The following is a 23,692-nucleotide window of genomic DNA, read 5'->3' as shown; positions in this document are numbered from 1 at the left end:
GAGGACCTGCGCCGCGCGGTGCGGATCCGGGTCATCGACGACATCATCACGATGCTGAACCGGGTCGGCGAGGGGCGCGCCCGCGACGACGCCGTGCTCGTCATGGCCGGCGCCTACCGCAGCTACGCGCATCACCACCCGGGTCGGTACTCGGCCTTCACCCGGATGCCGCTGGGCGGCGACGACCCCGAGTACGCGGCCGCCACCAGGGGCGCGGCCGCACCGGTGATCTCCGTGCTGGCCTCCTACGGCCTCGACGGTGCCGACGCCTTCCACGCGGCGCTGGAGTTCTGGTCGGCGATGCACGGCTTCGTGCTGCTGGAGATGACCGGCGTGATGGACGACATCGACACGGACGCGCTGTTCTCCGACATGGTGTTACGCCTGGCTCGGGGTTTGGACGGGCTTGACGGGCGCACCGCGCACCAGCATGCCGGACCGAATTAGGCGACCGGCCGCCGCTTTGACCTGCGAGACCGGCGACGGGTATTGTGGTAGCTCGTGCCTGGCGGCTTACGGCGCCTGACGTAAGGGAGCGGATGCCGGGCTAATTCGCATGTCCACGACGCACCGGATCGAATTCCGTGCTGAGCGCTTGCGACACACCCGGCCGCGGGGTACAGGAGCTATTCCGAGGCGGGGGAAAACTGCAGTACACAGACTTAATAGCTGAGCCAGAAACGAACTTCAATACAGAAAGCCGGTAGATGCCAACCATTCAGCAGCTGGTCCGCAAGGGCCGCCGGGACAAGGTCGCCAAGGTCAAGACCGCGGCGCTGAAGGGCAGCCCGCAGCGTCGTGGCGTGTGCACCCGCGTGTACACCACCACTCCGAAGAAGCCGAACTCGGCGCTTCGGAAGGTCGCGCGCGTCAAGCTGACGAGTCAGGTCGAGGTCACGGCGTACATCCCCGGCGAGGGTCACAACCTGCAGGAGCACTCCATGGTGCTGGTGCGTGGTGGCCGGGTTAAGGACCTGCCCGGTGTCCGGTACAAGATCATCCGCGGTTCGCTCGACACCCAGGGCGTCAAGAACCGCAAGCAGGCTCGCAGCCGTTACGGCGCCAAGAAGGAGAAGAGCTAATGCCGCGCAAGGGGCCCGCGCCCAAGCGTCCGCTGGTCAACGACCCCGTCTACGGGTCGCAGCTGGTCACCCAACTGGTGAACAAAGTTCTGCTCAAGGGGAAGAAATCGCTCGCCGAGCGCATTGTTTATGGTGCGCTCGAGCAAGCCCGCGACAAGACCGGCACCGATCCCGTCATCACGCTCAAGCGAGCTCTCGACAACGTCAAGCCGGCCCTGGAGGTGCGGAGCCGCCGCGTCGGTGGTGCGACCTACCAGGTGCCCGTCGAGGTGCGTCCGGACCGGTCGACCACGCTGGCGCTGCGCTGGCTGGTCAGCTTCTCGCGGCAGCGCCGGGAGAAGACCATGATCGAGCGGCTGGCTAACGAGATCATGGATGCCAGCAATGGCCTCGGAGCGGCCGTCAAGCGACGCGAGGACACCCACAAGATGGCCGAGGCAAACCGCGCCTTTGCGCACTATCGCTGGTGAGCGGGCTGCGCGCGGAGCCGCGTAGGCGGCGACATTCGGCTGAGTGGCCGGGGCAATAGGAATAGCGAAACAAGCAATCGAAAGAGTGGGAAGACTTCTGTGGCACAGAAGGACGTGCTGACCGACCTGAGCAAGGTCCGAAACTTCGGCATCATGGCGCACATCGATGCCGGTAAAACCACGACTACCGAGCGGATCCTGTACTACACCGGCATCAACTACAAGATCGGTGAGGTCCACGATGGCGCCGCCACCATGGACTGGATGGAGCAGGAGCAGGAACGCGGAATCACCATCACCTCCGCGGCCACGACGACGTTCTGGAAAGACAACCAGCTCAACATCATCGACACCCCCGGCCACGTCGATTTCACCGTCGAGGTGGAGCGCAACCTGCGCGTGCTCGACGGGGCCGTCGCCGTGTTCGACGGCAAAGAGGGTGTCGAGCCGCAGTCCGAGCAGGTCTGGCGGCAGGCCGACAAGTACGACGTCCCGCGCATCTGCTTCGTCAACAAGATGGACAAGATCGGCGCCGACTTCTACTTCTCGGTCCGCACCATGGAGGAGCGGCTCGGGGCCAAGGCCGTGCCGATCCAGCTGCCGATCGGGTCCGAGGCCGACTTCGAGGGCATCGTCGACCTGGTCGAGATGAACGCCAAGGTGTGGCGCGGCGAGACCAAGCTGGGCGAGACCTACGACACCGTCGAGATCCCGGCCGAACTCGCCGAGCAGGCCGAGGAATACCGCACCGCGCTGCTGGAGATCGTCGCGGAGACCGACGAGGAGCTGCTGGAGAAGTACCTCGGCGGCGAAGAACTCACCATCGAAGAGATCAAGGCCGCGATCCGCAAGCTGACGATCACCTCCGAGATCTATCCGGTGCTGTGCGGCAGCGCGTTCAAGAACAAGGGCGTGCAGCCCATGCTCGACGCCGTCGTGGACTACCTGCCGTCGCCGCTGGACGTGCCGCCGGCCGTCGGGCATGCGCCCGGCAAGGAGGACGAGGAGGTCGTGCGCCACGCGACGACCGACGAGCCTTTCGCCGCGCTGGCGTTCAAGATCGCCTCGCACCCGTTCTTCGGCAAGCTGACCTACATCCGGGTCTACTCGGGCACCGTCGAGTCGGGCAGCCAGGTCATCAACTCCACCAAGGGCAAGAAGGAGCGGCTGGGCAAGCTGTTCCAAATGCACTCCAATAAGGAGAACCCCGTCGAACGGGCCAGCGCGGGTCACATCTACGCGGTGATCGGGCTCAAGGACACCACCACCGGTGACACCCTGAGCGATCCGAACAAGCAGGTCGTGCTGGAGTCGATGACCTTCCCCGCTCCGGTGATCGAGGTGGCCATCGAGCCGAAGACCAAGAGCGACCAGGAGAAGCTGAGCCTGTCGATCCAGAAGCTCGCCGAGGAGGACCCGACGTTCAAGGTGCACCTGGATCAAGAGACCGGCCAGACCGTGATCGGCGGCATGGGCGAGCTGCACCTGGACATCCTGGTGGACCGCATGCGCCGCGAATTCAAGGTCGAGGCCAACGTCGGCAAGCCGCAGGTGGCCTACAAAGAGACCATCAAGCGCAAGGTCGACAAGGTCGAGTTCACCCACAAGAAGCAGACGGGCGGCTCGGGCCAGTTCGCCAAGGTGCTCATCTCCCTCGAGCCCTTCACCGGCGAAGACGGTGCGACCTACGAGTTCGAGAACAAGGTCACCGGTGGACGCATCCCGCGTGAGTACATCCCCTCTGTGGACGCCGGCGCCCAAGACGCCATGCAGTACGGCGTGCTGGCCGGCTACCCGCTGGTGAACCTGAAGGTCACCCTGCTCGACGGTGCTTACCACGACGTCGACTCGTCGGAAATGGCGTTCAAGATCGCCGGTTCGCAAGTGCTGAAAAAGGCTGCGCAGCAAGCGCAGCCGGTGATCCTGGAACCGATCATGGCCGTCGAGGTCACTACGCCCGAGGACTACATGGGTGACGTGATCGGCGACCTGAACTCCCGCCGTGGCCAAATCCAGGCCATGGACGAGCGCAGCGGCGCGCGCGTGGTCAAGGCGCATGTGCCGCTGTCGGAGATGTTCGGCTACGTCGGCGACCTGCGGTCGAAGACTCAGGGCCGGGCGAACTACTCCATGGTCTTCGACTCCTACGCCGAAGTGCCGGCGAACGTGTCGAAGGAGATCATCGCGAAGGCGACGGGCGAGTGAGTGCCGCGAGGCGACGGCGAGTGAGCCCAAGCTCACGAGTGAGGAGCCGAGCAATCAGCACAAGCTCACGAGCCCGGAGGGGAGCAGTCGACCGAAGCGAAGGCGACGGGCGAGTAATCGATGCTGGCGCGACGGGGAGTAACCTTGCCCGGTCACTACCGCGGCACAACTGAAATAACAACACTGCTTTAACAAGCACCAACAAGTCCAGGAGGACACAGAAGTGGCGAAGGCGAAGTTCGAGCGGACGAAGCCGCACGTCAACATCGGGACCATCGGTCACGTTGACCACGGCAAGACCACACTGACCGCGGCTATCACCAAGGTCCTGCATGACAAGTACCCGACGTTGAACGAGTCGCGCGCATTCGACCAGATCGACAATGCGCCCGAGGAGCGTCAGCGCGGTATCACCATCAACATCTCCCACGTGGAGTACCAGACTGAGAAGCGTCACTACGCGCACGTCGACGCCCCGGGCCACGCCGACTACATCAAGAACATGATCACCGGCGCCGCCCAGATGGACGGAGCGATCCTGGTGGTCGCCGCCACCGACGGCCCGATGCCGCAGACCCGCGAGCACGTGCTGCTGGCCCGTCAGGTCGGTGTGCCCTACATCCTGGTGGCGCTGAACAAGGCCGACATGGTCGATGACGAGGAGCTGCTCGAGCTCGTCGAGCTGGAGGTCCGTGAGCTGCTGGCCGCCCAGGAGTTCGACGAGGACGCCCCGGTGATCCAGGTATCCGCGCTCAAGGCCCTCGAGGGCGACGCCAAGTGGGTCGAGTCGGTGGAAAAGCTGATGGACGCGGTCGACGAGTCGATTCCGGACCCGGTCCGCGACACCGACAAGCCGTTCCTGATGCCCGTCGAGGACGTCTTCACCATCACCGGCCGCGGCACCGTCGTCACCGGCCGTGTCGAGCGCGGCGTGATCAACGTCAACGAGGAGGTCGAGATCGTCGGCATCAAGCCGACCAGCGCCAAGACCACGGTCACCGGTGTGGAAATGTTCCGCAAGCTGCTCGACCAGGGGCAAGCCGGCGACAACGTCGGTCTGCTGCTGCGCGGTATCAAGCGCGAGGACGTCGAGCGCGGACAGGTCGTCGTGAAGCCCGGCACCACCACGCCGCACACCGACTTCGAGGGCAGCGTCTACATCCTGTCCAAGGACGAGGGCGGTCGGCACACGCCGTTCTTCAACAACTACCGTCCGCAGTTCTACTTCCGCACCACCGACGTCACCGGCGTGGTGACGCTGCCGGAGGGCACTGAGATGGTGATGCCCGGTGACAACACCGACATCTCGGTTAAGCTCATCCAGCCCGTCGCCATGGACGAGGGCCTACGCTTCGCCATCCGCGAGGGTGGCCGTACCGTCGGCGCCGGCCGGGTCACCAAGATCATCAAATAGTTAGTCCGACAGCAAAGCGGTGCTCACCGAAAGGTGGGCGCCGTTTTGTGTGCAGCGATACGCTGACCCGCATCGTTGTCGGTGTCGGCGGCTGACGATAGCAGCTTGCGATGCTAGCGCGTTATCTCAAGGCCCAATTTTGGGTCCTGCTGTGTGGCGGTGCGACCGGGCCCGTCCTTATAGCCCTGTACTTCGCGCTGCCCAGCCTGTTTGGTTCCGAGGTCAGTTCTTACGACACCTCGATGTCCTCCACCGTGTCCTCCCTGACGCAGCAGTCCATTCAGTGGATGCTCTGGGTCGGGTTGCTGATCACGGCCGGCGCCGTGCTCGTCGCGCTGTGGTTGGCCAACCGCGGCGCCAAGTCCTCGGCCAAGAGCGCTGCTCTTCACCAGACCGGTGTGCTGACGATGGCCCAGATCACCGGTCTCGGTGAGACCGGGATGCGCATCAACGAGCGACCGGTGGTCAACTTGGACTCGCACATCGCCGGACCCGGGTTCGCGTTCGACACCCAAAAGCGGGTTACCGTCGACATCACCAAGCAGGCCATCGTCACGGCGCGCAAGCTTGTCGTGTGGGTGGACCCGAACACCCGTGACTACGAGATCGACTGGCAAGCAAGCGGATTGATCTGCGGCGTGCTTCCTGCGCAATTCAATATCGCAGAGGACAACCAAACCTACGACCTGAGCGGGCAAGCAGGGCCGCTGATGGAAATCCTGCAGATATACAGGGCCAACAACCTGCCGATCAGTGGCAAAGTCGACATACGCTCCTTGCCGGTAGTGCGCCAGCAGGTCATGGCCGTGGTGCGGCGGGCCGCCGCCCAGCAGCCGGCCGCCGCCGGGGCCGGGATCGGGGCAGCGGCAGCGGCGCCACCGCAGGCGTCCGTTGGTCAGCGGCTGCAGGACCTGGAGGCGTTGCATAAATCCGGCGCGGTGAGCGCCGAGGAATACGCCAGCAAACAGGCGCAGATCATCTCCGAGATCTGACTTACCGAGCGGCGACGCAAGCAGGACCGGCGGCGTGCATCGTCGCCGGGCTGAAACACGTTTCAGTTTCGCTGCTAGCCTGATCGGCAGTCGGCGGAAGGGGCTGTTGTGTCTGGTGTGTCCGGGGCACTGCAAGGCCGCGTGGCATTCATCACCGGTGCCGCACGCGGCCAGGGGCGGGCCCATGCGATCCGGCTAGCGCGAGAAGGCGCCGACATCATCGCGCTGGACATCTGCGCACCGGTTTCCGAGAGCATTACCTATGCGGCCGCAACTCCGGAGGAGCTGGCAGAGACCGTCCGTGCGGTGGAGGCCGAAGGGCGCAAGGTATTGGCCCGCGAGGTCGACATCCGCGACGATGCCGCATTGCGCCAACTGGTCAGCGACGGCGTCGAGCAGTTCGGCCGGCTCGACATCTTGGTCGCCAACGCAGGTGTGCTCAGTTGGGGACGGGTCTGGGAGCTCACCGACGAGCAGTGGGACGCCGTCATCGGTGTCAACCTATCGGGCACCTGGCGCAGCCTGCGAGCGGTGATACCCGCGATGATCGAGGCCGGCAACGGCGGCTCCATCGTCGTGGTCAGCTCGTCGGCCGGCCTAAAGGCCACCCCGGGCAACGGCCACTACTCGGCGGCCAAGCACGGCCTCGTCGGGCTGACCAATACGCTCGCAATTGAGCTCGGCGAGTTCGCCATCCGTGTCAACTCCATCCATCCCTACTCGGTCGACACGCCGATGATCGAGCCGGAGTTGATGATGCAGGTGTTCGCCGAGCATCCCCGTTATGTGCACAGCTTCGGACCAATGCTGCTGCAGCCCAATGGATTTATGGCAGCAGACGAGGTTTCCGATGTCGTGGTGTGGCTGGCCGGCGCCGGCTCCGGTACCTTGACGGGAGCGCAGATCCCCGTCGACAAGGGCGTCTTAAAGTACTAAGACCTTAGTAGCCGTTGCCGGCTGTTTGAACCAAACGTAAGCCGACATTCATCGTGATTTCACATGCATCTTGACGGTATAACCACGATTTAAAACGTATGTTGGGCCGCATGCGGACCGCCTACCATGCGGAACTCGCCAGGTTGACCGAGCACCTGGGGGAGATGTGCGGGCTGGCCGGGGTTGCCATGGAACACGCAACCCAAGCGCTGCTGCAGGCGGATCTTGTGCTGTCCGAACAGGTTCTTACCGCCCACGACAAAATCGCCGCGATGAGCACCGCCGCTGAGGAGAGCGCGTACGCGCTTCTGGCTCCCCTGCACGCCCCGGTTGTCGGTGACTTGCGGGCGATCGTCAGCGCCCTGCAGATGGTTGTCGAGATCGATCGGATGGCGGCGCTGGCCCTGCACGTCGCCGAGATCACCCGCTGGCGTCATCCCCAGCACGCGTTGCCCGAAGAAGTCAACGGATACTTCGCCGAAATGGGCAGGATCGCTGTCAAGTTGGGGAACAACGCGCAAGAGGTGGTGTTGAATCGCGACCCGCTGAAGGCCGCGCGCATCCGCCAAGACGACGACGCGATGGATGAACTGCACCGCCACCTGTTCACCGTGCTGATGGATCAGGAATGGAAGCATGGTGTCGCCGCCGCCGTCGACGTGACCTTGCTCGGCCGGTATTACGAGCGCTTCGCCGACCATGCCGTCCAACTGGCGCGTCGGGTCATCTTCCAGACGACCGGCAGGTTGTCCGACCGGTAGACGGCGCCGACGTACCGCCGACGCCCTGCTAGCTCGCCATCTCCGCCAGCGTGTCGGCGAATCGGTCAACGGCCCAATCGATTTCCGCTGCGGTGATGACCAGCGGCGGGGCAACGCGCAACGTTGATCCGTGCGTGTCTTTGACCAGAACACCGCGCTTGGCCAGTCGCAGGCTGAGCTGCTTTGCGGTGCCGAGCGCCGGATCGATGTCGACGCCGGCCCACAATCCGCGGCCGCGCACCGCCAGCACGCCGTGACCGATTAAGGTTCGCAGCCGCCACTGCAGGCGTCGGCCGAGGTGCGCCGCGCGGTCCTGGAATTCGCCGCGAGCCAGCATCGACACCACGGTGCTGCCGATCGCCGCCGCGAATGGGTTGCCACCGAACGTCGAACCGTGCTCACCGGGATGCAGCACCCCCAAGATGCCGCGATCGGCCACCACCGCGGACAACGGCACCACCCCGCCGCCCAACGCCTTGCCGAGCAGGTAGATGTCGGGCACCACGTCCCAGTGGTCGCAAGCGAAGGTGCGGCCGGTGCGGGCCAGCCCCGACTGGATCTCATCGGCGATCATCAAAATATTGCGGGCACGGCAGATTTTCCGAACCTCAGGCAGATAGTCGTCCGGCGGCACAATGACGCCGGCTTCACCTTGAATCGGCTCCAGCAGCACTGCAACGGTGTGCTCGTCAGTCGCATCGGCCAGCGCGTCGGCGTCACCGAACGGCACCGAACGAAAGCCGGGCGTGAACGGCCCGAAGCCGCTGCGTGCTGTCTGGTCAGACGAAAAGCTGACGATGCTGATGGTACGGCCATGAAAGTTGTTGTCGGCCACCACGATGTTCGCGTGACCGGCCGGAACGCCTTTCACGTCGGTGCCCCACTTGCGTGCGACCTTGATAGCGCTCTCGACCGCTTCGGCGCCGCTGTTCATCGGCAACACCATGTCCTTGCCGCTCAGCGTCGCCAATGCCGCACAAAAGCGGCCGAGCGCCTCGGCGTGAAATGCCCGGCTGACCAGGGTGACCAGGTCGAGCTGGGCATGTGCGGTCGCGGTGATTTCGGGGTTGCGATGCCCGAAATTCACTGCGGAATACGCGGCCAGGCAATCCAGATAGCGGCGACCCTCGACATCGGTGATCCATGCTCCCTCGGCACTGGCGGCCACCACCGGCAGCGGCGAGTAGTTGTGTGCCGCGTGCTGCTCGTCCAGCGCGATCGCCGACGCGGCGAGTGCGCCGGGGCTGGTGGTCACGGTGTCCAGTACGGTCACGAATACACCTCCAGAGTGCAGCATTTGACAGATCCGCCGCCCTTGAGCAGCTCGGACATCTCCACACCGATCGGCTCGAAGCCAGCCTGGGTCAACTGCTCGGCGAACCCGACCGCTGCGGCCGGGTACACCACGTGGCGGCCATCCGAGACGACGTTGAGGCCGAACACGTAGGCGTCGGCGCTTTCGACCACGATGGCGTCCGGAAACAGCGTTTCCAGTTGCGCGCGTGAAGATTCGGTAAAGGCCGGTGGATAGTACGCGATGGTGGCGTCGTCGAGCACGCTGAGTGCGGTGTCGAGGTGGTAGAAGCGCGGATCGACCAGCTGCAGGCTGACGACCGGCCGGCCGAAGATCCCGGCGATCTCGGCGTGCGCCCGCGGATCCGTGCGAAACCCGGTTCCGGCCAGAATCGTTTCGCCCACCGGCAGCAGGTCGCCCTGACCCTCGTTGACGTGCTGAGTCTGCACGGGTGTGTAGCCTTGCGATCGCATCCAGTCCGCGTAGGCGACGGACTCGTGTTGGCGCTGAGGGTATTTGAACCGTGCGACGACCGCCGTGCCGTTGAGTATCAGCCCGCCGTTGGCGGCGTAAACCATGTCGGGCAGGCCGGGAACGGGTGCGACGAGGTCGATGACGTGCCCAAGCCGTAGGTATGTGTCGCGAAGGTGCTCCCACTGTGCGACCGCGACGGCGGTGTCGACGGGGTTGTCGGTGTCCATCCACGGATTGATCGCATAGTCCACAGCGAAAAACTGCGGAGACGTCATGGCGTAGCGCCGAATCCGCGCCGTGCGTTCGGTCGTTTTGACGCTCTCACGCCCCGGGGCTACCGCCGCGGGCTCCGCGAAGATCGTCATAAATCGACGGTATGGGAGCGGCGGCGCGCAATCAAACGACGATCGTTGCTTCTATGTGTGTTGTTCATTGCGCAAGAAGCTGTATTGCGGCAATCTGTTGCGCAGGAGGAATGATGAACCGGTTGGATGGCATCGACGAGCAGATTCTTGCCGAGCTCGCCCAACATGCCCGGGCAACGTTCGCCGAGATCGGTGAGCGGGTCAATCTGTCGGCCCCGGCGGTCAAGCGGCGCGTCGATCGGATGCTTGACAGTGGGGTGATCCGGGGGTTCACCACGGTCATCGATCGCAGTGCGGTGGGTTGGAACACCGAAGCCTACGTGCAGGTGTATTGCCACGGCAGGATCTCGCCCGACGAGCTGCGCCAGGCCTGGATGGATATCCCCGAGGTGGTCAGCGCCGCGACGGCGACCGGGACCGCCGACGCCATCCTGCGTGTACTGGCGCACGACATGAGGCATCTGGAAGACGCGTTGGAGCGCATCCGCACCAGCGCCGACATTGAACGGACCGAAAGCATCGTGGTGCTGTCCAACCTCATCGACCGGTCCCGGGCCGAGGAGACCGCGGCGCTGCATCGATACCCTCGACCACGAGACGCGGGGTGAGCAACTATCCGCCGCCGTAATCGTGTATGAACTCCACGTGACCATTAGCTCAGGCGGTAACGGAATACTGATCGTGGGCGGAGGGCTCGCTGCGACCCGGACCGCTGAGCAATTGCGCCGCGTCGGCTACACCGGCACCCTGGCGATCGTCGGCGATGAGGTCCATCTGCCCTATGACCGGCCCCCGCTGTCCAAAGAGGTGCTGCGCAGCGAAGTCGACGACGTGACGCTGAAACCGCGGGAGTTCTACGACGAGCAGAACATCACGCTGCGGCTCGGGTCGGCGGCCACCGGCTTGGACACCGCGGCTCAGACGGTGACTCTCGACGACGGAACGACGCTGGGTTATGACGAACTCGTCATCGCGACCGGCCTAGTGCCGCGGCGCATTCCGGCGTTCCCCGACCTTGACGGCATCCGGGTGTTGCGGTCGTTCGATGAAAGTCTGGCGTTGCGCAAGCACGCGTCCTCCGCGCAGCACGCAGTTGTGGTCGGCGCGGGTTTCATCGGGTGTGAGGTGGCGGCCAGTCTGCGCGGGCTGGGTGTCGGCGTCGTGCTGGTGGAGCCACAGCCCGCGCCGCTGGCAGCGGTGCTAGGCGAGCAGATCGGCGGGCTGGTGGCGCGGCTGCACCGCGCCGAAGGTGTCGATGTGCGCACCGGAGTCGGGGTGGCCGACGTCCGCGGACACGATCACGTCGAGAGCGTGCAACTGACCGACGGAGCCGAGCTGACGAGCGACCTGGTAGTGGTCGGCATCGGCTCCCGGCCGGCGACCGATTGGCTCGACGGCAGCGGCGTCGAGGTCGACAACGGCGTGATATGTGATGCGGCCGGACGGACCAGCGCGCCGAACGTGTGGGCGCTCGGTGACGTCGCTTCTTGGCGTGACCCGATGGGACATCAGGTCCGAGTGGAACATTGGAGCAATGTCGCCGAGCAAGCCCGGGTTGTGGTGCCTGCGATGCTCGGGCAAGATGCGCCGTCGAACGTCGTCGTTCCGTATTTCTGGAGCGATCAATATGACGTCAAGATTCAATGCCTGGGCGAACCAATCGCCACTGACACCGTGCATCTCGTCGAGGACGATGGCCGCAGATTCCTCGCGTACTACGAGCGTGATGGCGTGGTGGCCGGCGTTGTCGGCGGCGGTATGCCCGGCAAGGTCATGAAGGCTCGAGCCAAGATCGCCGCCGCGGCGCCGATTTCCGAGGTGCTGACCTGACGCCAAGACGTCAATTCAAGAACTGTTCAAGGGCTTTGCGGATGTCGGGAAGTGCCGTTCCCGCCTGGTGTTCGATGAGGGCGGCTTCGGCGACCATGCCCACCCACAACTGTGCGCTTTCGTAGGGGTGCAGGCGTTTCAGCGCGGCGAAGTCGGCTCGGCATTGCTCGGCGCTGGCGGTGTTGCGGCGCGTGATTTCGTCGGTTACGGCCGGCTCGGCGCGCGCTTCGAGCAGCAGGGCGCGCACGCCGCGGTCGCTCAGGCACCCGTCGAGGTAGGTGTTTGCGATGGTGGTCAGACGGTTGCGTCCGGGTGGCATGCCGACGGTGGCGGCCTGTATCCGGGTGGCCAAGCGTTCGTGGAATTCACGGTGCAGCGCAAGCAGATACGAGGCGCGGTCGCCGAAGTGGTGAAAGAACGTTCCTTTTGCCACTCCGGCGTCCGCAACGATGAGATTGACGCTCAATCCGGTGAGGCCGGTGCTTTCGGCCAGGCGTAGACCCGCATCGATCAGTGCTTCTCGGGTTCTGGCCATCGCCTCCTTGCGCCGACCCGTTCCAGTCGCGGGCGGCGTCGAGGTCATGTGAGCACTTTAGCCGTGGCTTTGCGGCGACTGCGGCGGGCGAGCAGCTCGCCGTACTGTTCGCACACGTGGATCACCCCGGTGAGCTGATAGGTGATCCAGCCCTTGTGCGTCGAGGGCAGGTTGTGCTCGAAAAGGCGGTGCCCGGCGATTTGCAAGAGCCAGCCGCCGACAAACATCAGCGCTCCCACACGGGGTTTCGCCACCAGCAGCAGAATTCCTGCTGCGATCACCGGGACGCCGATCATGTGCGTGATCGTCACACCGCGGGTCAGATGCTGGTTTCGGTAGTGGGCCATCTTCTCGGAAAACGGTGCGTCGGCTGCGGGAACACTCATCGGTTACTCCTTGAGGCCTGAACAGTTGCAATGATATGGTTGACCGACCAGTCGGTCAACGAGAGGGCCTGTGATGATCAACATGGTCGAGACGCGAGTGGGGCAGGTTGCCTACAGCGATGCCGGGGAAGGACCTGTCGTGGTGTTGCTCCACGCGACGCTGCACGATCGGCGCGACTTCGACGCCATCGTGCCGAACCTTCTTCACGACCACCGCGTGATCGCGCTGGACTGGCCGGGCCACGGTGACTCGCCGGCCCCGGCGCCGAGCTATGCGCCGGCCGCGGCCGCTTTCGCCGACGTTCTCGCCGACGTCGTGACCGCACTCGACCTGCCACCCGCCGCATTCGTCGGCAACTCCGTAGGCGGCTTCGCCGCGGCACGGTTGGCGATCACTGACCCGCAACGGGTTTCGCGGTTGGTGTTGGTCAATGCCGGCGGATTTACCGCCAGCCCGATCACCAACCTCTACTGCCGAACGCTCGGAACGCCGGCGGTGATGAAACGGGTCCTGCCGCGGTCCATCCGCAGCTACATGAAGGCGACTAGCGACAACGACTACGCCGTGCAGGAACGCGCGTTAGCGCGCGCGCACACCCAAGACGGTGTCATTCTTACGGCTGCATTGTGGCGCAGTTTCGCTGCGCCCGAATATGATCTGCGCCCGCACGCCGACCGCATCACAGCGCCGTGCCTCGTTGTCTGGGGATCGAAAGATACGGCAATCCCCATGCGATTGGGCCGATCCACCGCGGCCGCGATTCCCGGCTCGCGGCTGGAAGTTCTGCCAACAGGCCACGTCCCGTTTTCCTCAGACCCCGCGGGATTCCTGGCCATCGCCGCGCCGTTCTTGGCCGCCGCACGCGGGAGCGTGCAGTAATCCGACGGTCAGGAACCGGTCGACCTGCAACTCGCCGCTATTCCCAGGTCACCGGCGGCCCGTGCGGCGAACATACGGCGAGTAGCGTGTCGTCACCACCCGGCCAACAGCGGGCGCGAACGGTGAACTCGACCGGAGAATCGGGTGCTCGCCGCTGCGGCTCCAGCATCAGATGGGCCAACGGCGAGTCGGCTCGGGCTTGGGCTCCGAGTGCGTCGATCCCGGCTCGGACGGCGGCCTGGTCGTCCGCCGAAAGGTACTGCCACATGATGGAATGCCACAGCACGGTTACCGCGCCGACGGCGACACTGAGGCCGGCGACCGCGTCGACGGCATCGCAGCGGTGCAACGGCGCCGGGACGCGCCGAGCGATGCCGATCGCGCCGCGCAACCGGTCCAGTCGTGCCGGCTGATCGGGCCAGACATAGCTCAGCAGGGTTAATTCCCCGTCCCGGCTGGTGGCATCCAGCGGCGCGATGTCGTAGCCATGACGCTCCACGATCCGCAGGGCCGCGGCGGGCGGCAATTGGCCGCGCCACGCGTCGTCGATGGCCACCGATGAGTCGGTCGGACCCCACTGGCCGTTCGCATAGCGATAGCGGTAATAGTCGGCTCGCAGGTTGAGTCCAGCACTGCAGCCGATCTCGAAAAGCCGGACCGGCAAGGCGAATCGGTGGGCGAGGATAAGCAGGCCGCCGATGAGCGCGGCGGCGCGACCCACCTCGTTGGTTTGCGGCGGCTGATTGAGGGCGGCGCGCAGATGGTCGGCGTGGTCAGACGCGGCGAGCGCGATGTCGGGCCAAGCCGCTTCGGCATTCCACTGCCCGCCCGTGCTCGGATACCAGCGGCGTAGTCGCGACGCGCGGCCGTCGAGCGCCAGCCGGTGCAACCCGCCGAGCAGTCGCAGCGGCAGCGCCAGCCGACCAGAATCGCTTTCGTGCCCGGACAGGATTTCCGCGAAGACACCGCCGGCTTCGACGTCGGCGGTCACCCGGTCCAGCAGCTCGCCATACATCGGCGAGCCCATGCCCGCGCAGACCTGGCCCTGCAAGTGGAGAGACCGCACCAGGCGGCTGTCGCCGGTGGGGCTCACTGGTCCAGCTCGTCAAGTCCGGCGCGGACGACGTCGAACGCACCCCCGAGAGCGTCTGGCAACGAAACGGATTCGTCGTCCAGCCAGTGCTCGTAAGCGCTCAGGGCGACACCAAGCATCGTCCATGCGACGGTCTGAGGCAGCAGGTCGGTAGTTCGAGCAACGGATCGGCGTGCCACGAACTCGGCGATTACCTCGCGCCAGCCGGCATACATCGTCATCGAATAGGCTTGCAGTTCAGCGGTTTGCAGGATCACCCGCATTCGCTGGCGATGTCGTATCGTTTCCGACGCGTCAAAGGTGTTGAACGACAACAGCGCGGCGCGCAGCGCCTCGCCGAGCGGCATACCCGGATCAACATTGTCCAATAGCTCGCGCAGGTGCTGCAGATGCCCGTCGAAGTCTCCCCACGGGATTGCGTTCTTGGAGGCGTAGTAACGAAACACGGTGCGACGGGCGATCCCTGCGGCCTGTGCGACGTCGTCGACGCTCACCTCGCCGAAGCCGCGGTCGGCGAAGAGTCGCAGGGCAACATCGGTGATGTGCTGCGGGGTCGTGGAACGGCGCCGGCCGACCCGCGCCTGCTGCAGCATGTACCACTCCTTTTTAGATTGCCTCTTCCCATTCTGGCACTCGATGCCATATCCTGACGAAGATTCTCACCGGATCGACGCGACTTGTCGAGCCCCTGATAACGAAAGGCAACGTCATGGAGCCGAACCAGCAGACAGAGAGGGACGCCGGAGCCGCCTTGCCGGCGACATCCGACACCGAGCTCGTCACCGAGTCCTTGGTGGAAGAGGTGTCCATCGACGGGATGTGCGGGGTCTACTGATCGTGGCCGCCTCCGCGAAGGCGGGCGACTGCGCGTTTGATCCCGAACGCGCGTGGCGTTTGCACCCGCAGGTGGCCGTGCGGCCCGAACCGTTCGGCGCGCTTTTGTATCACTTCGGCACCCGCAAACTGTCGTTCCTCAAGAACCGCACCATCCTTGCGGTGGTGCAATCCCTGGTCGACTACCCGGACGTTCGAGCCGCCTGTCGCGCCGCCGGAGTCGAGGACACCAGACAGGGTCCTTACTTACATGCACTGAGCGTGTTGGCCCGGTCCAACATGCTTGTGCCCGTCGGGCCAAGGGAGGCCGCGTGACAACCGTCGTGCCGCGCCTGGTCGAGCAGTTCGAGCGCGGGTTGGACGCACCGATCTGCCTCACCTGGGAGCTCACCTACGCATGCAATCTGGCGTGCGTGCATTGCCTGTCTTCGTCGGGCAAACGCGATCCGCGCGAACTGTCCACGCAGTCGTGCAAAGACATCATCGATGAGCTGGAACGCATGCAGGTGTTCTATGTCAACATCGGTGGCGGGGAACCGACTGTGCGGCCGGATTTTTGGGAGCTGGTGGACTACGCCACCGCTCACCACGTCGGCGTGAAATTCTCCACCAATGGGGTTCGGATCACGCCCGAGGTAGCCGCCCGGTTGGCCGCCAGCGACTACGTCGACGTCCAGATCTCGCTGGACGGCGCGACCGCCGAGGTCAACGACGCGGTCCGGGGCACCGGGTCCTACGCGATGGCCATCCGCGCTCTGGAAAACCTTGCCGCCGCCGGATTCTCCGACGCCAAGATCTCAGTGGTCGTCACCAGACACAACGTCGACCAGCTCGACGAATTCGCCTCGCTGGCAAGCCGTTACGGCGCCACACTACGTATCACTCGGCTCCGCCCGTCGGGCCGTGGCGCCGATGTCTGGGATGAGCTGCATCCAACCGCCGACCAGCAGGTCCAGCTTTACCAATGGCTGGTCGCCAAGGGCGAGCGAGTGTTGACCGGCGATTCCTTCTTCCACCTCTCGGGACTCGGCGAACCGGGCGCGCTGTCCGGTCTGAACATGTGCGGAGCCGGGCGGGTGGTGTGCCTCATCGATCCGGTCGGCGATGTGTATGCTTGTCCGTTCGCCATCCATGACCGCTTCCTCGCCGGAAACATCTTGTCCGACTCCGGCTTTGGGACTGGCTTCGCCAACGTATGGAAGAACGCTCCGTTATTTCGTGAGCTACGCGAGCCGCAGTCGGCCGGCGCCTGCGGCAGCTGTGGGCATTACGACAGCTGCCGGGGCGGATGCATGGCGGCTAAGTTCTTCACCGGTCTGCCGATCGACGGCCCTGATCCGGAATGCGTTCAGGGCTACGGCGTCCCCGCTCTGATGCAAGAGCGCGACAAACCCCGCCCCGCAGGGGATCACTCGCACGGACGGCGGCGCAGCGGACCAGTGCCGCTGACGCTGTCGTTACATCCCCCCATGCAGCCACCTCTAGCGCCGAAGCGGCTCTGCAACGAAAGCCCGGTCTAGTCGTGGCCCGTGACGTCTGGTTCGAGACGGTCGCCATCGCGCAGCAACGGGCGAAACGGCGACTGCCGAAATCGGTGTATGCCGCACTGGTCGCCGCCAGCGAGAAGGGGCTGACCGTCTCCGACAACGTCGAGGCGTTCAGCGAGCTCGGCTTCGCACCTCATGTGGTCGGGGCTATCGAAAAGCGTGACCTCTCGACAACCGTTATGGAACAAGAGATTTCCCTGCCGGTCATCATCTCGCCCACAGGTGTGCAAGCGGTCGATCCGGACGGTGAAGTGGCGGTCGCGCGGGCCTCCGCCGCGCGCGGCACGGCGATGGGGTTGTCCTCGTTCGCCAGTAAACCGATCGAGGAGGTCATCGCCGCCAACGGAAAGCTGTTCTTCCAGGTCTACTGGCTCGGCGGGCGCGAGGCGATCGCGCAGCGCGTCGAGCGGGCCCGGCAGGCCGGCGCCCTTGGCCTGATCGCGACCACCGACTGGTCGTTCTCCCACGGGCGGGACTGGGGTAGCCCCGCGATCCCGGAGCAGATGAACCTACGGACCATCCTGCGGCTATCGTCGGAGGCCATCACCCGTCCGGGCTGGCTGTGGAAGTACGGCAAGACGCTGCGGCCGCCGGACCTGCGGGTGCCCAACCAGGCCACCCGCGGCGAGCCCGGGCCGCCGTTCTTCGCCGCCTACGGGGAGTGGATGGCGACGCCACCGCCCACCTGGGAGGACATCGTCTGGCTGCGCGAGCTGTGGGGCGGGCCGTTCATGCTCAAAGGCGTGATGCGCGTCGACGACGCCAAAAAAGCTGTGGACGCCGGTGTTTCGGCAATCTCGGTGTCCAACCACGGCGGCAACAACCTAGACGGCACGCCGGCGACGATCCGCGCACTGCCCGCGGTTGTCGACGCGGTCGGCGACCAGATCGAGGTGTTGCTGGACGGCGGTGTCCGCCGCGGCGGCGACGTCGTCAAGGCGCTGGCGTTGGGAGCGCGTGCGGTCATGATCGGCCGCGCGTACCTCTGGGGCCTGGCGGCCGCCGGGCAACAGGGTGTTGAGAACGTTCTCGACATCCTTCGCGGCGGCATCGACTCCGCGCTGATGGGGCTCGGACGCGCGTCCGTGCACGACCTCAACCCGGACGACATCCTGGCGCCGCCCGGGTTTGCTCGAGCGCTCGGGGTGCCCCCACCCGCGCCGGAAATGTAGACACGACGCATGCGAGACCAGCGAGCATCCTGATACTCACGTGGCGGACGTGGCAGCGGTGACCCGGTTTAATGAACGGTCGGCGGCAAAAAATTTTTCGGGAGCGCCAACAATCAATGCACGACAGGTGAATTCGGCCTACCATCACCGAGTGGCTCTCCTCGCCGAACTTGGGGGCTCGACGTCGAGCCAGCTCCAAGGCATGTCGTTGGGCGTGGCCATTCCGGTTGGATCCACCGAACAGCATGGCCCTCACCTGCCGCTGGACACCGATACGCGGATTGCGACTGCCGTCGCCCACGGGGTGACTGCCCGCCTGGCCGGCGCCGCGGGGTCCGGCGGCCTCCAGCTGGATTGGGCGGTGGCACCGGCCATCGCCTACGGCGACAGCGGTGAGCACCAAAGCTTCCCCGGAACTATCTCCATCGGCACCGAGGCCCTGACTACGCTGCTGCTGGAGTACGGCAGGTCGGCTACCTGTTGGGCGGAGCGGCTTCTCTTCATCAACGGCCACGGCGGCAATGTCACGGCGCTGCGCCGCGCGGTAGGCCAACTGCGATCCGAAGGACGTGACGCCGGGTGGTGCCCGTGCGTGGTGGCAGGTGCTGACGCCCACGCCGGGCATGCAGAAACTTCAGTATTGCTCCATATTTCGCCTGGCGACGTGTTAACCGACCGGTGGCATGCGGGCAACGGTGCGCCGTTGTCCGACCTGCTACCGTCGATGCGGCGCGGAGGAGTCGCGGCGGTCAGCGAGGTCGGGGTATTGGGTGACCCCACCACCGCGACCGCTGCAGAGGGGGAGCGGATGCTCGGGGAGATGGTCGACGATTGCCTGAGCCGGGTCGGACGTTGGGCGCCCGCGGCTGACGGGATGCTCACATGACCCGCGCCGACGACGACGGTGCCGGCGCAGCCGGCACTGAGGAGTGGCGCACATGACTCAGGCGCGGTTGCCGGACGGGTTTGCTGTGCAGGTCGACCGGCGGGTGAGGGTGCTTGGCCAGGGCTCCACTTTGCTGGGCGGCTCTCCCACCCGGTTGTTGCGGTTGGCGCCGGCCGCCCAGGACATGCTCGCCGACGGCCGCCTCAAGGTCCACGACGCAGTGAGTGCCGAGCTGGCCCGAACCTTGCTGGACGCGACGGTGGCTCACCCGCGGCCCGCGGGTGGCCCGTCTCATCGCGACGTGACTGTGGTAATTCCAGTGCGGGACAACGCTTATGGCTTGTGCCGGTTGGTCACCGCGTTACGTGACTTGCGCATCATCATCGTTGACGACGGCTCATCGACACCGATCGAGCGCGACGACATTGCGGGCCAGCACTCCGACATAGAGGTGCTGCGGCATGGGCAAAGCAAAGGGCCCGCGGCAGCCCGCAATACCGGTCTTGCCGCCTGCAAAACGGGCTTCGTCGCCTTCCTGGACTCCGACGTCGTTCCGCGCCGCGGATGGCTGGAGGTGCTGCTCGGTCATTTCTGTGACCCCACCGTGGCGCTGGTCGCCCCCCGAATCGTCGGTCTGGGCCAGACCGACCATTTGGTAGCCCGCTATGAGGCGGTGCGCTCGTCCCTGGACCTTGGGCAGCGTGAAGCCCCGGTCATCCCGTACACGAGCGTCTCCTATGTGCCCAGCGCGGCGATCATTTGCCGGACGTCCAAACTGCGCGACATCGGGGGCTTCGACGAGACCCTGCGCTCCGGTGAGGATGTGGATCTGTGCTGGCGACTTGTCGAAGCCGGTGCCCGGCTGCGCTACGAGCCGATCGCTCAGGTGGGCCACGATCATCGAACGCAATTGCGGGATTGGATTGCGCGCAAAGCGTTTTACGGTGAATCCGCGGCCCCGTTGTCGGTGCGTCACCCGGACAAGATCGCGCCGCTGATGATATCCGGCTGGGCACTTGCGGCATGGGTCCTGATGGCCATCGGCTCGAGCTTCAGTTATCTGGCGTCGCTGCTGGTGGCTGCGCTGACGGGTCGTCGCATCGCGAAAACGTTGCAGGGGTCTGACACCCAGATCTGGGATGTGCTGGCGGTAGCCGCCCGCGGCCTGTGGTCGTCGGCGATGCAACTGGCATCGGCGATTTGCCGGCATTATTGGCCTATCGCTTTGCTGGCGGCCATCGTGTTCCGGCCCTGCCGCCGCGTCGTGCTGATCGCTGCCGTTGTCGATGGGGTGGTGGACTGGGCCAGCCGCCGGCGGTCGGCCGACGAAGATGCCCGACCGATCGGGCTGCTGACCTACATACTGCTCAAGCGTCTCGATGACCTGGCCTACGGCCTCGGGCTGTGGTACGGCGTGGTACGGGAGCGCAATATCGGCCCGCTCAAACCGCAGATTCGAGTCTGACTCCTGACTGCAGCTGCGCTGCACAGCGATGTGCTGATCATCGGTGCGGGAAGCGCGGGATCTGTTGTTGCGAGCTGTCTTTCGGTGGATCCCAACTGCGTGGTAACCGTACTGGAGGCCGGACTCGGGCTCGCCGATCCGGCACTGCGGGCCGAAACGACCAACGGATCGCGGCTGCCGATCGGCCCAGCCAGCCCGCTCGTCCAGCGGTATCAAACCCAACTTACCCAGCGGCCGGCTCGGCAGATCACGATCATGCGTGGCGCAACGATCGGCGGTTCCGGTGCCGTCAACGGCGGATACTTCTGCCGGGGTTTGCCCCGGGACTTCGACGGCTACGGCGTGCTCGGGTGGGCGTGGTCAGACGTCGTCGATCACTTCCGGGCCATTGAGACCGACCTGGACTTCACCGGACCCGCCCACGGTGATTCCGGCCCGATTCCGGTTCGTCGAGCTCGCGAAATCGTCGGCAGTACAGAGTCTTTCGTAGTGGCGGCAGAGCAGGCCGGGTTTCCCTGGATATCCGATCTCAACGATGTGACAGATGCCTCCGCCTTACCGCCGGGTGTCGGTGCCGTCCCACTCAACATCGTCGACGGTGTGCGCACCGGCTCGGGTGCCGCATATCTGTTGCCCGCGTTGGAACGAGCGAATCTCTCGCTTATGACCCAGACACGAGTAGTGCGGCTGCGTTTCTCGGGCAGCCGCGCCGTCGGTGTGAACGCGATCGGAACGGGGGGCCCGATCACCGCTACGGCCGATCGAATTGTGCTGTCCGCCGGAGCTATCGAATCCGCACACCTACTCATGCTTTCCGGTGTCGGTGACGAGGCCGTGCTGCGTGCCGCCGGGATAGAAGTCGTGGCCCGGCTGCCGGTCGGAATGGCGTGTAGCGACCATCCTGAATGGGTGCTGCCGACCAATTGGGAAGTGGCTCCCGGTCGACCGGTGCTCGAAGTGGTGCTCAGCACCCCCGACAACATTGAGATACGGCCGTATACCGGAGGTTTCGTGGCGATGGTCGGCGACGGCACCGCGGGCCATCCGGACTGGCCGCACATCGGTGTAGCGCTCATGCAGCCGCGCGCCCGCGGTCGCATCGCGCTGGTATCGGCTGATCCTCTGGTGCCGCCGCGCATCGAGCATCGCTACGACAGTGAACCCAGCGATGTGGCCGCGTTACAGCAAGGCTGCGCGTTGGCTCGCGAATTGGTTGCTTCGACAACCCAACTCGGCGAACCGGCATGGGCGACATCACAGCATTTGTGCGGCAGTGCACAGATGGGCGCCGAAGGGGATCCGACGGCTGTCGTCGATCACCGGTGCCGAGTGCGCGGTATCGACGGCCTTTGGGTGATCGACGGTTCAGTGCTGCCGGCGATCACCAGCCGTGGCCCGCACGCCAGCATCGTGATGCTCGGCCACCGGGCAGCCGAGTTGGTGAGCTGACGTCAGGCCTGGTTCCGGCCGGCCGCGTCGCCGCGGCGGAGCGAGGTGATTCGGCGCACCGGGCGCAGCTGTTGGCCGTCGCGACCCGGCGCCCAGGCGCCGATCACCAGTGCTGCTACGGCGATGATCACGCCCATTACCAGTAACGACGACTCCATCGCCCGCAGGAATGCGGTTTGGCTGAGTTCGGCGAGCTGAGCACCCCGTAGGCCAAGCGTCTTGGCAACCTGGAGTGCCTGAGCCAGCGAATGAGACGCCGGTGCCCGCAGCGGTTGCGGGAAGGCCGCCAGATGCGAAGCGATGGCGTGGGTGTACCGCGCCGCCAGGATGGAACCCGCTAGGGCGATGCCGAGGGCCGCGCCAACCTCGCGGGTGGTGTCGTTCACGGCCGAGGCGACACCCTGCTTCTCGTCGGGCACTGCCGCCATGATCGCGAATGTGCTCGGTGCCGTGCAGAATCCGATGCCGGTACTCATCACGAGCAATGGCCACATCATGTCCCAGTACGGCGAGTGAAGCTGCAGGACACGCAGGCACAGGAATCCGACCGAAATCAGCAGTAGACCAACGAACACCACCAGCCGCAGGCCCATTCGGGGCAGATACCAGTGGGCGAGCGCGGACAACGTCAGCATCGGCACCATCAGCGGACTCAACGCCAAGGCGGTCTGGATCGGGCTGTAGCCCATCACCAGCTGGATGTATTGCATGATGAGGAAAAAGAAGCCGAACATCGCCAGGAAAAACACGGTGATCGTCGCCGATCCGGTGGCGAAGTCTGGTTTGCGGAATAACCGAACGTCGAGCAGGGGATGGCGCCGTCGTGCCTCGACGAATCCGAACGCGACCGCGAGCACCGCCCCGGCGCCCATCGACCCGCAGACCAGTGGGTGAGTCCAGCCGCGTGCGGGTGCCTCGAGCACGCCGTATACGAAAACCGCGACAGCACTGGCGATTAACGCCGCACCGCCCCAATCCAGCGGGGTGGCCTCCTCGTCGGGTGAGGACTGCACCGTGCACGCCAAGACGAAGATCAGCGCCGCAGAGACCGCGAAGGCCCAGAAGATGGATCGCCACGACCAGAAGTGCAGCAGCGTCCCAGACCCGAGCATGCCAATGACGGCGCCCGAGCCCGCGACGCCCGCCCAAATGCCGACAGCCTTCGCGCGCTGGTCGTCGCGGTGGGTGGCCGCAACAGCGACAAGGTAGCGGGCATGATGAACGCCGCTCCGGCGCCGGCGATCCCGCGGGCAACGATGAGTTGCAGGGGACTGGAAAAAACCGTCAACGCTAAGGACGCGATGGCGAAGGCGGCCAAGCCGAATAGGAAAGCGCCGCGACGGCCGTAGCGGTCGCCGATGGCCCCGGCGGGCAACAACAGGCATGCCAAGACCACCGAGTAGCAGTCCACAATCCAGGTCAGCTGCGACTGCGTCGCCGACGTGGCTACGGCGATGTCGCCCAGCGCGGTGTTCAACGCGACCATTGACGCGATCACCAGCGTGACGCCCATGCATGCCACGACCATTGTCCAGATTCGTGCGCGGTTCGAACCGAGGACGGCCGTCGCTTCAGTACGCTGGTCAGATCGGACGAGGGTTTCGACCATAGCGATGCGTCTC

24 protein-coding genes and 1 pseudogene are annotated in these 23,692 nt (G+C 65.3%); 18 read left to right on the top strand and 7 right to left on the bottom strand.

What is annotated here, in order from left to right; translation table 11 throughout:
• From ACLQI9_RS19600 to phoU, 8 genes are all read left to right on the top strand, one after another.
• A partial coding sequence (locus ACLQI9_RS19600) for a TetR-like C-terminal domain-containing protein (RefSeq protein WP_442392033.1) occupies positions 1–447 on the top strand: 447 nt, incomplete at its 5' end.
• Between the two features lie 260 nt (positions 448–707).
• Entirely contained in the window at positions 708–1,082 is a 375-nt protein-coding gene (rpsL, locus tag ACLQI9_RS19595) for a 30S ribosomal protein S12 (RefSeq protein ID WP_007767794.1), read from the top strand.
• Entirely contained in the window at positions 1,082–1,552 is a 471-nt protein-coding gene (gene rpsG / locus ACLQI9_RS19590; RefSeq protein WP_442392032.1) for a 30S ribosomal protein S7, read from the top strand. The genes rpsL and rpsG overlap by 1 nt, the downstream gene beginning before the upstream one ends.
• A 99-nt stretch (positions 1,553–1,651) precedes the next feature.
• Positions 1,652–3,757, top strand: a complete 2,106-nt coding sequence (gene fusA / locus ACLQI9_RS19585; RefSeq protein WP_442392031.1) for an elongation factor G — start codon at positions 1,652–1,654, stop codon at positions 3,755–3,757.
• Between the two features lie 223 nt (positions 3,758–3,980).
• Complete coding sequence (tuf, locus tag ACLQI9_RS19580) at positions 3,981–5,171, top strand: elongation factor Tu (RefSeq protein WP_442392030.1); 1,191 nt, start codon at positions 3,981–3,983, stop codon at positions 5,169–5,171.
• A 110-nt stretch (positions 5,172–5,281) separates the two neighbouring features.
• On the top strand, positions 5,282–6,163 hold the full coding sequence (locus ACLQI9_RS19575; RefSeq protein ID WP_442392029.1) for an SHOCT domain-containing protein: 882 nt from the start codon (positions 5,282–5,284) through the stop codon (positions 6,161–6,163).
• Positions 6,164–6,271: 108 nt separating this feature from the next.
• Positions 6,272–7,099, top strand: a complete 828-nt coding sequence (locus ACLQI9_RS19570) for a mycofactocin-coupled SDR family oxidoreductase (RefSeq protein ID WP_442392028.1) — start codon at positions 6,272–6,274, stop codon at positions 7,097–7,099.
• A 110-nt stretch (positions 7,100–7,209) separates the two neighbouring features.
• Positions 7,210–7,860 carry a phosphate signaling complex protein PhoU gene (gene phoU / locus ACLQI9_RS19565; RefSeq protein ID WP_442392027.1) on the top strand — a complete coding sequence of 217 codons (651 nt, stop codon included), beginning with the start codon at positions 7,210–7,212 and terminating at the stop codon, positions 7,858–7,860.
• A 28-nt stretch (positions 7,861–7,888) separates the two neighbouring features.
• On the opposite strand, the gene rocD is transcribed toward phoU, so the two are convergent.
• Together rocD and ddaH are read right to left on the bottom strand one after the other, a co-directional pair.
• Entirely contained in the window at positions 7,889–9,133 is a 1,245-nt protein-coding gene (gene rocD / locus ACLQI9_RS19560) for an ornithine--oxo-acid transaminase (RefSeq protein ID WP_442392026.1), read from the bottom strand.
• Positions 9,130–9,993 carry a dimethylargininase gene (ddaH, locus tag ACLQI9_RS19555; RefSeq protein ID WP_442392025.1) on the bottom strand — a complete coding sequence of 288 codons (864 nt, stop codon included), beginning with the start codon at positions 9,991–9,993 and terminating at the stop codon, positions 9,130–9,132. Before ddaH ends, rocD begins: the two co-directional genes overlap by 4 nt.
• Before the next feature lie 113 nt (positions 9,994–10,106).
• Here ddaH and ACLQI9_RS19550 point away from each other — a divergent pair, with 113 nt between their 5' ends.
• Both ACLQI9_RS19550 and ACLQI9_RS19545 read left to right on the top strand, forming a co-directional pair.
• Positions 10,107–10,601 (top strand): Lrp/AsnC family transcriptional regulator, encoded by a 495-nt coding sequence (locus tag ACLQI9_RS19550; protein ID WP_442392024.1) that lies wholly within the window; start codon positions 10,107–10,109, stop codon positions 10,599–10,601.
• Positions 10,602–10,623: 22 nt separating this feature from the next.
• The gene (locus tag ACLQI9_RS19545) at positions 10,624–11,823 is read left to right on the top strand and encodes an NAD(P)/FAD-dependent oxidoreductase (RefSeq protein ID WP_442392023.1); all 1,200 of its coding nucleotides are present in this window, start codon (positions 10,624–10,626) and stop codon (positions 11,821–11,823) included.
• Between the two features lie 10 nt (positions 11,824–11,833).
• Here the strand turns inward: ACLQI9_RS19545 and ACLQI9_RS19540 are convergent, their stop codons facing one another.
• The gene (locus ACLQI9_RS19540) at positions 11,834–12,406 is read right to left on the bottom strand and encodes a TetR/AcrR family transcriptional regulator (protein ID WP_442392022.1); all 573 of its coding nucleotides are present in this window, start codon (positions 12,404–12,406) and stop codon (positions 11,834–11,836) included.
• Entirely contained in the window at positions 12,403–12,744 is a 342-nt protein-coding gene (locus ACLQI9_RS19535; RefSeq protein WP_442392021.1) for a DUF962 domain-containing protein, read from the bottom strand. The genes ACLQI9_RS19540 and ACLQI9_RS19535 overlap by 4 nt, the downstream gene beginning before the upstream one ends.
• An 82-nt stretch (positions 12,745–12,826) precedes the next feature.
• Here ACLQI9_RS19535 and ACLQI9_RS19530 point away from each other — a divergent pair, with 82 nt between their 5' ends.
• The gene (locus ACLQI9_RS19530; RefSeq protein ID WP_442392020.1) at positions 12,827–13,624 is read left to right on the top strand and encodes an alpha/beta fold hydrolase; all 798 of its coding nucleotides are present in this window, start codon (positions 12,827–12,829) and stop codon (positions 13,622–13,624) included.
• A 37-nt stretch (positions 13,625–13,661) separates the two neighbouring features.
• Here the strand turns inward: ACLQI9_RS19530 and ACLQI9_RS19525 are convergent, their stop codons facing one another.
• Both ACLQI9_RS19525 and mftR read right to left on the bottom strand, forming a co-directional pair.
• Positions 13,662–14,717, bottom strand: coding sequence for a DUF2332 domain-containing protein (locus ACLQI9_RS19525; RefSeq protein WP_442392019.1), 1,056 nt, complete (start codon positions 14,715–14,717; stop codon positions 13,662–13,664).
• Entirely contained in the window at positions 14,714–15,310 is a 597-nt protein-coding gene (gene mftR / locus ACLQI9_RS19520) for a mycofactocin system transcriptional regulator (RefSeq protein WP_442392018.1), read from the bottom strand. Before mftR ends, ACLQI9_RS19525 begins: the two co-directional genes overlap by 4 nt.
• A 116-nt stretch (positions 15,311–15,426) precedes the next feature.
• Between mftR and mftA the strand changes: the two genes are divergently transcribed.
• From mftA to mftG, 7 genes are all read left to right on the top strand, one after another.
• Positions 15,427–15,552, top strand: a complete 126-nt coding sequence (gene mftA, locus ACLQI9_RS19515; protein WP_442392017.1) for a mycofactocin precursor MftA — start codon at positions 15,427–15,429, stop codon at positions 15,550–15,552.
• Entirely contained in the window at positions 15,537–15,866 is a 330-nt protein-coding gene (gene mftB, locus ACLQI9_RS19510; protein ID WP_442392016.1) for a mycofactocin biosynthesis chaperone MftB, read from the top strand. The genes mftA and mftB overlap by 16 nt, the downstream gene beginning before the upstream one ends.
• Positions 15,863–17,071: a mycofactocin radical SAM maturase gene (mftC, locus tag ACLQI9_RS19505; RefSeq protein ID WP_442392015.1), complete on the top strand. Its 1,209-nt coding sequence runs from the start codon at positions 15,863–15,865 to the stop codon at positions 17,069–17,071. Before mftB ends, mftC begins: the two co-directional genes overlap by 4 nt.
• A 2-nt stretch (positions 17,072–17,073) precedes the next feature.
• A complete protein-coding gene (gene mftD, locus ACLQI9_RS19500; protein WP_442392014.1) occupies positions 17,074–18,270 on the top strand; it encodes a pre-mycofactocin synthase MftD in 1,197 nt (398 codons plus the stop codon).
• A 127-nt stretch (positions 18,271–18,397) separates the two neighbouring features.
• Positions 18,398–19,156 carry a mycofactocin biosynthesis peptidyl-dipeptidase MftE gene (mftE, locus tag ACLQI9_RS19495; protein ID WP_442392013.1) on the top strand — a complete coding sequence of 253 codons (759 nt, stop codon included), beginning with the start codon at positions 18,398–18,400 and terminating at the stop codon, positions 19,154–19,156.
• 52 nt (positions 19,157–19,208) lie between these two features.
• Positions 19,209–20,621 (top strand): mycofactocin biosynthesis glycosyltransferase MftF, encoded by a 1,413-nt coding sequence (gene mftF, locus ACLQI9_RS19490; protein ID WP_442389324.1) that lies wholly within the window; start codon positions 19,209–19,211, stop codon positions 20,619–20,621.
• 3 nt (positions 20,622–20,624) lie between these two features.
• The gene (mftG, locus tag ACLQI9_RS19485) at positions 20,625–22,070 is read left to right on the top strand and encodes a mycofactocin dehydrogenase MftG (protein ID WP_442389328.1); all 1,446 of its coding nucleotides are present in this window, start codon (positions 20,625–20,627) and stop codon (positions 22,068–22,070) included.
• On the opposite strand, the pseudogene ACLQI9_RS19480 reads toward mftG, so the two are convergent.
• A pseudogene (locus ACLQI9_RS19480) lies at positions 21,987–23,679 on the bottom strand (MFS transporter). The gene mftG and the pseudogene ACLQI9_RS19480 overlap by 84 nt on opposite strands.
• Between the last annotated feature and the right edge of the window lie 13 nt (positions 23,680–23,692).

Source organism: Mycobacterium sp., assembly GCF_052143115.1.
In the GTDB taxonomy this organism is placed as follows: domain Bacteria; phylum Actinomycetota; class Actinomycetes; order Mycobacteriales; family Mycobacteriaceae; genus Mycobacterium.
Note: the sequence above shows the minus strand (reverse complement) of the source record. Positions and strands in the feature narration are given on the sequence as shown.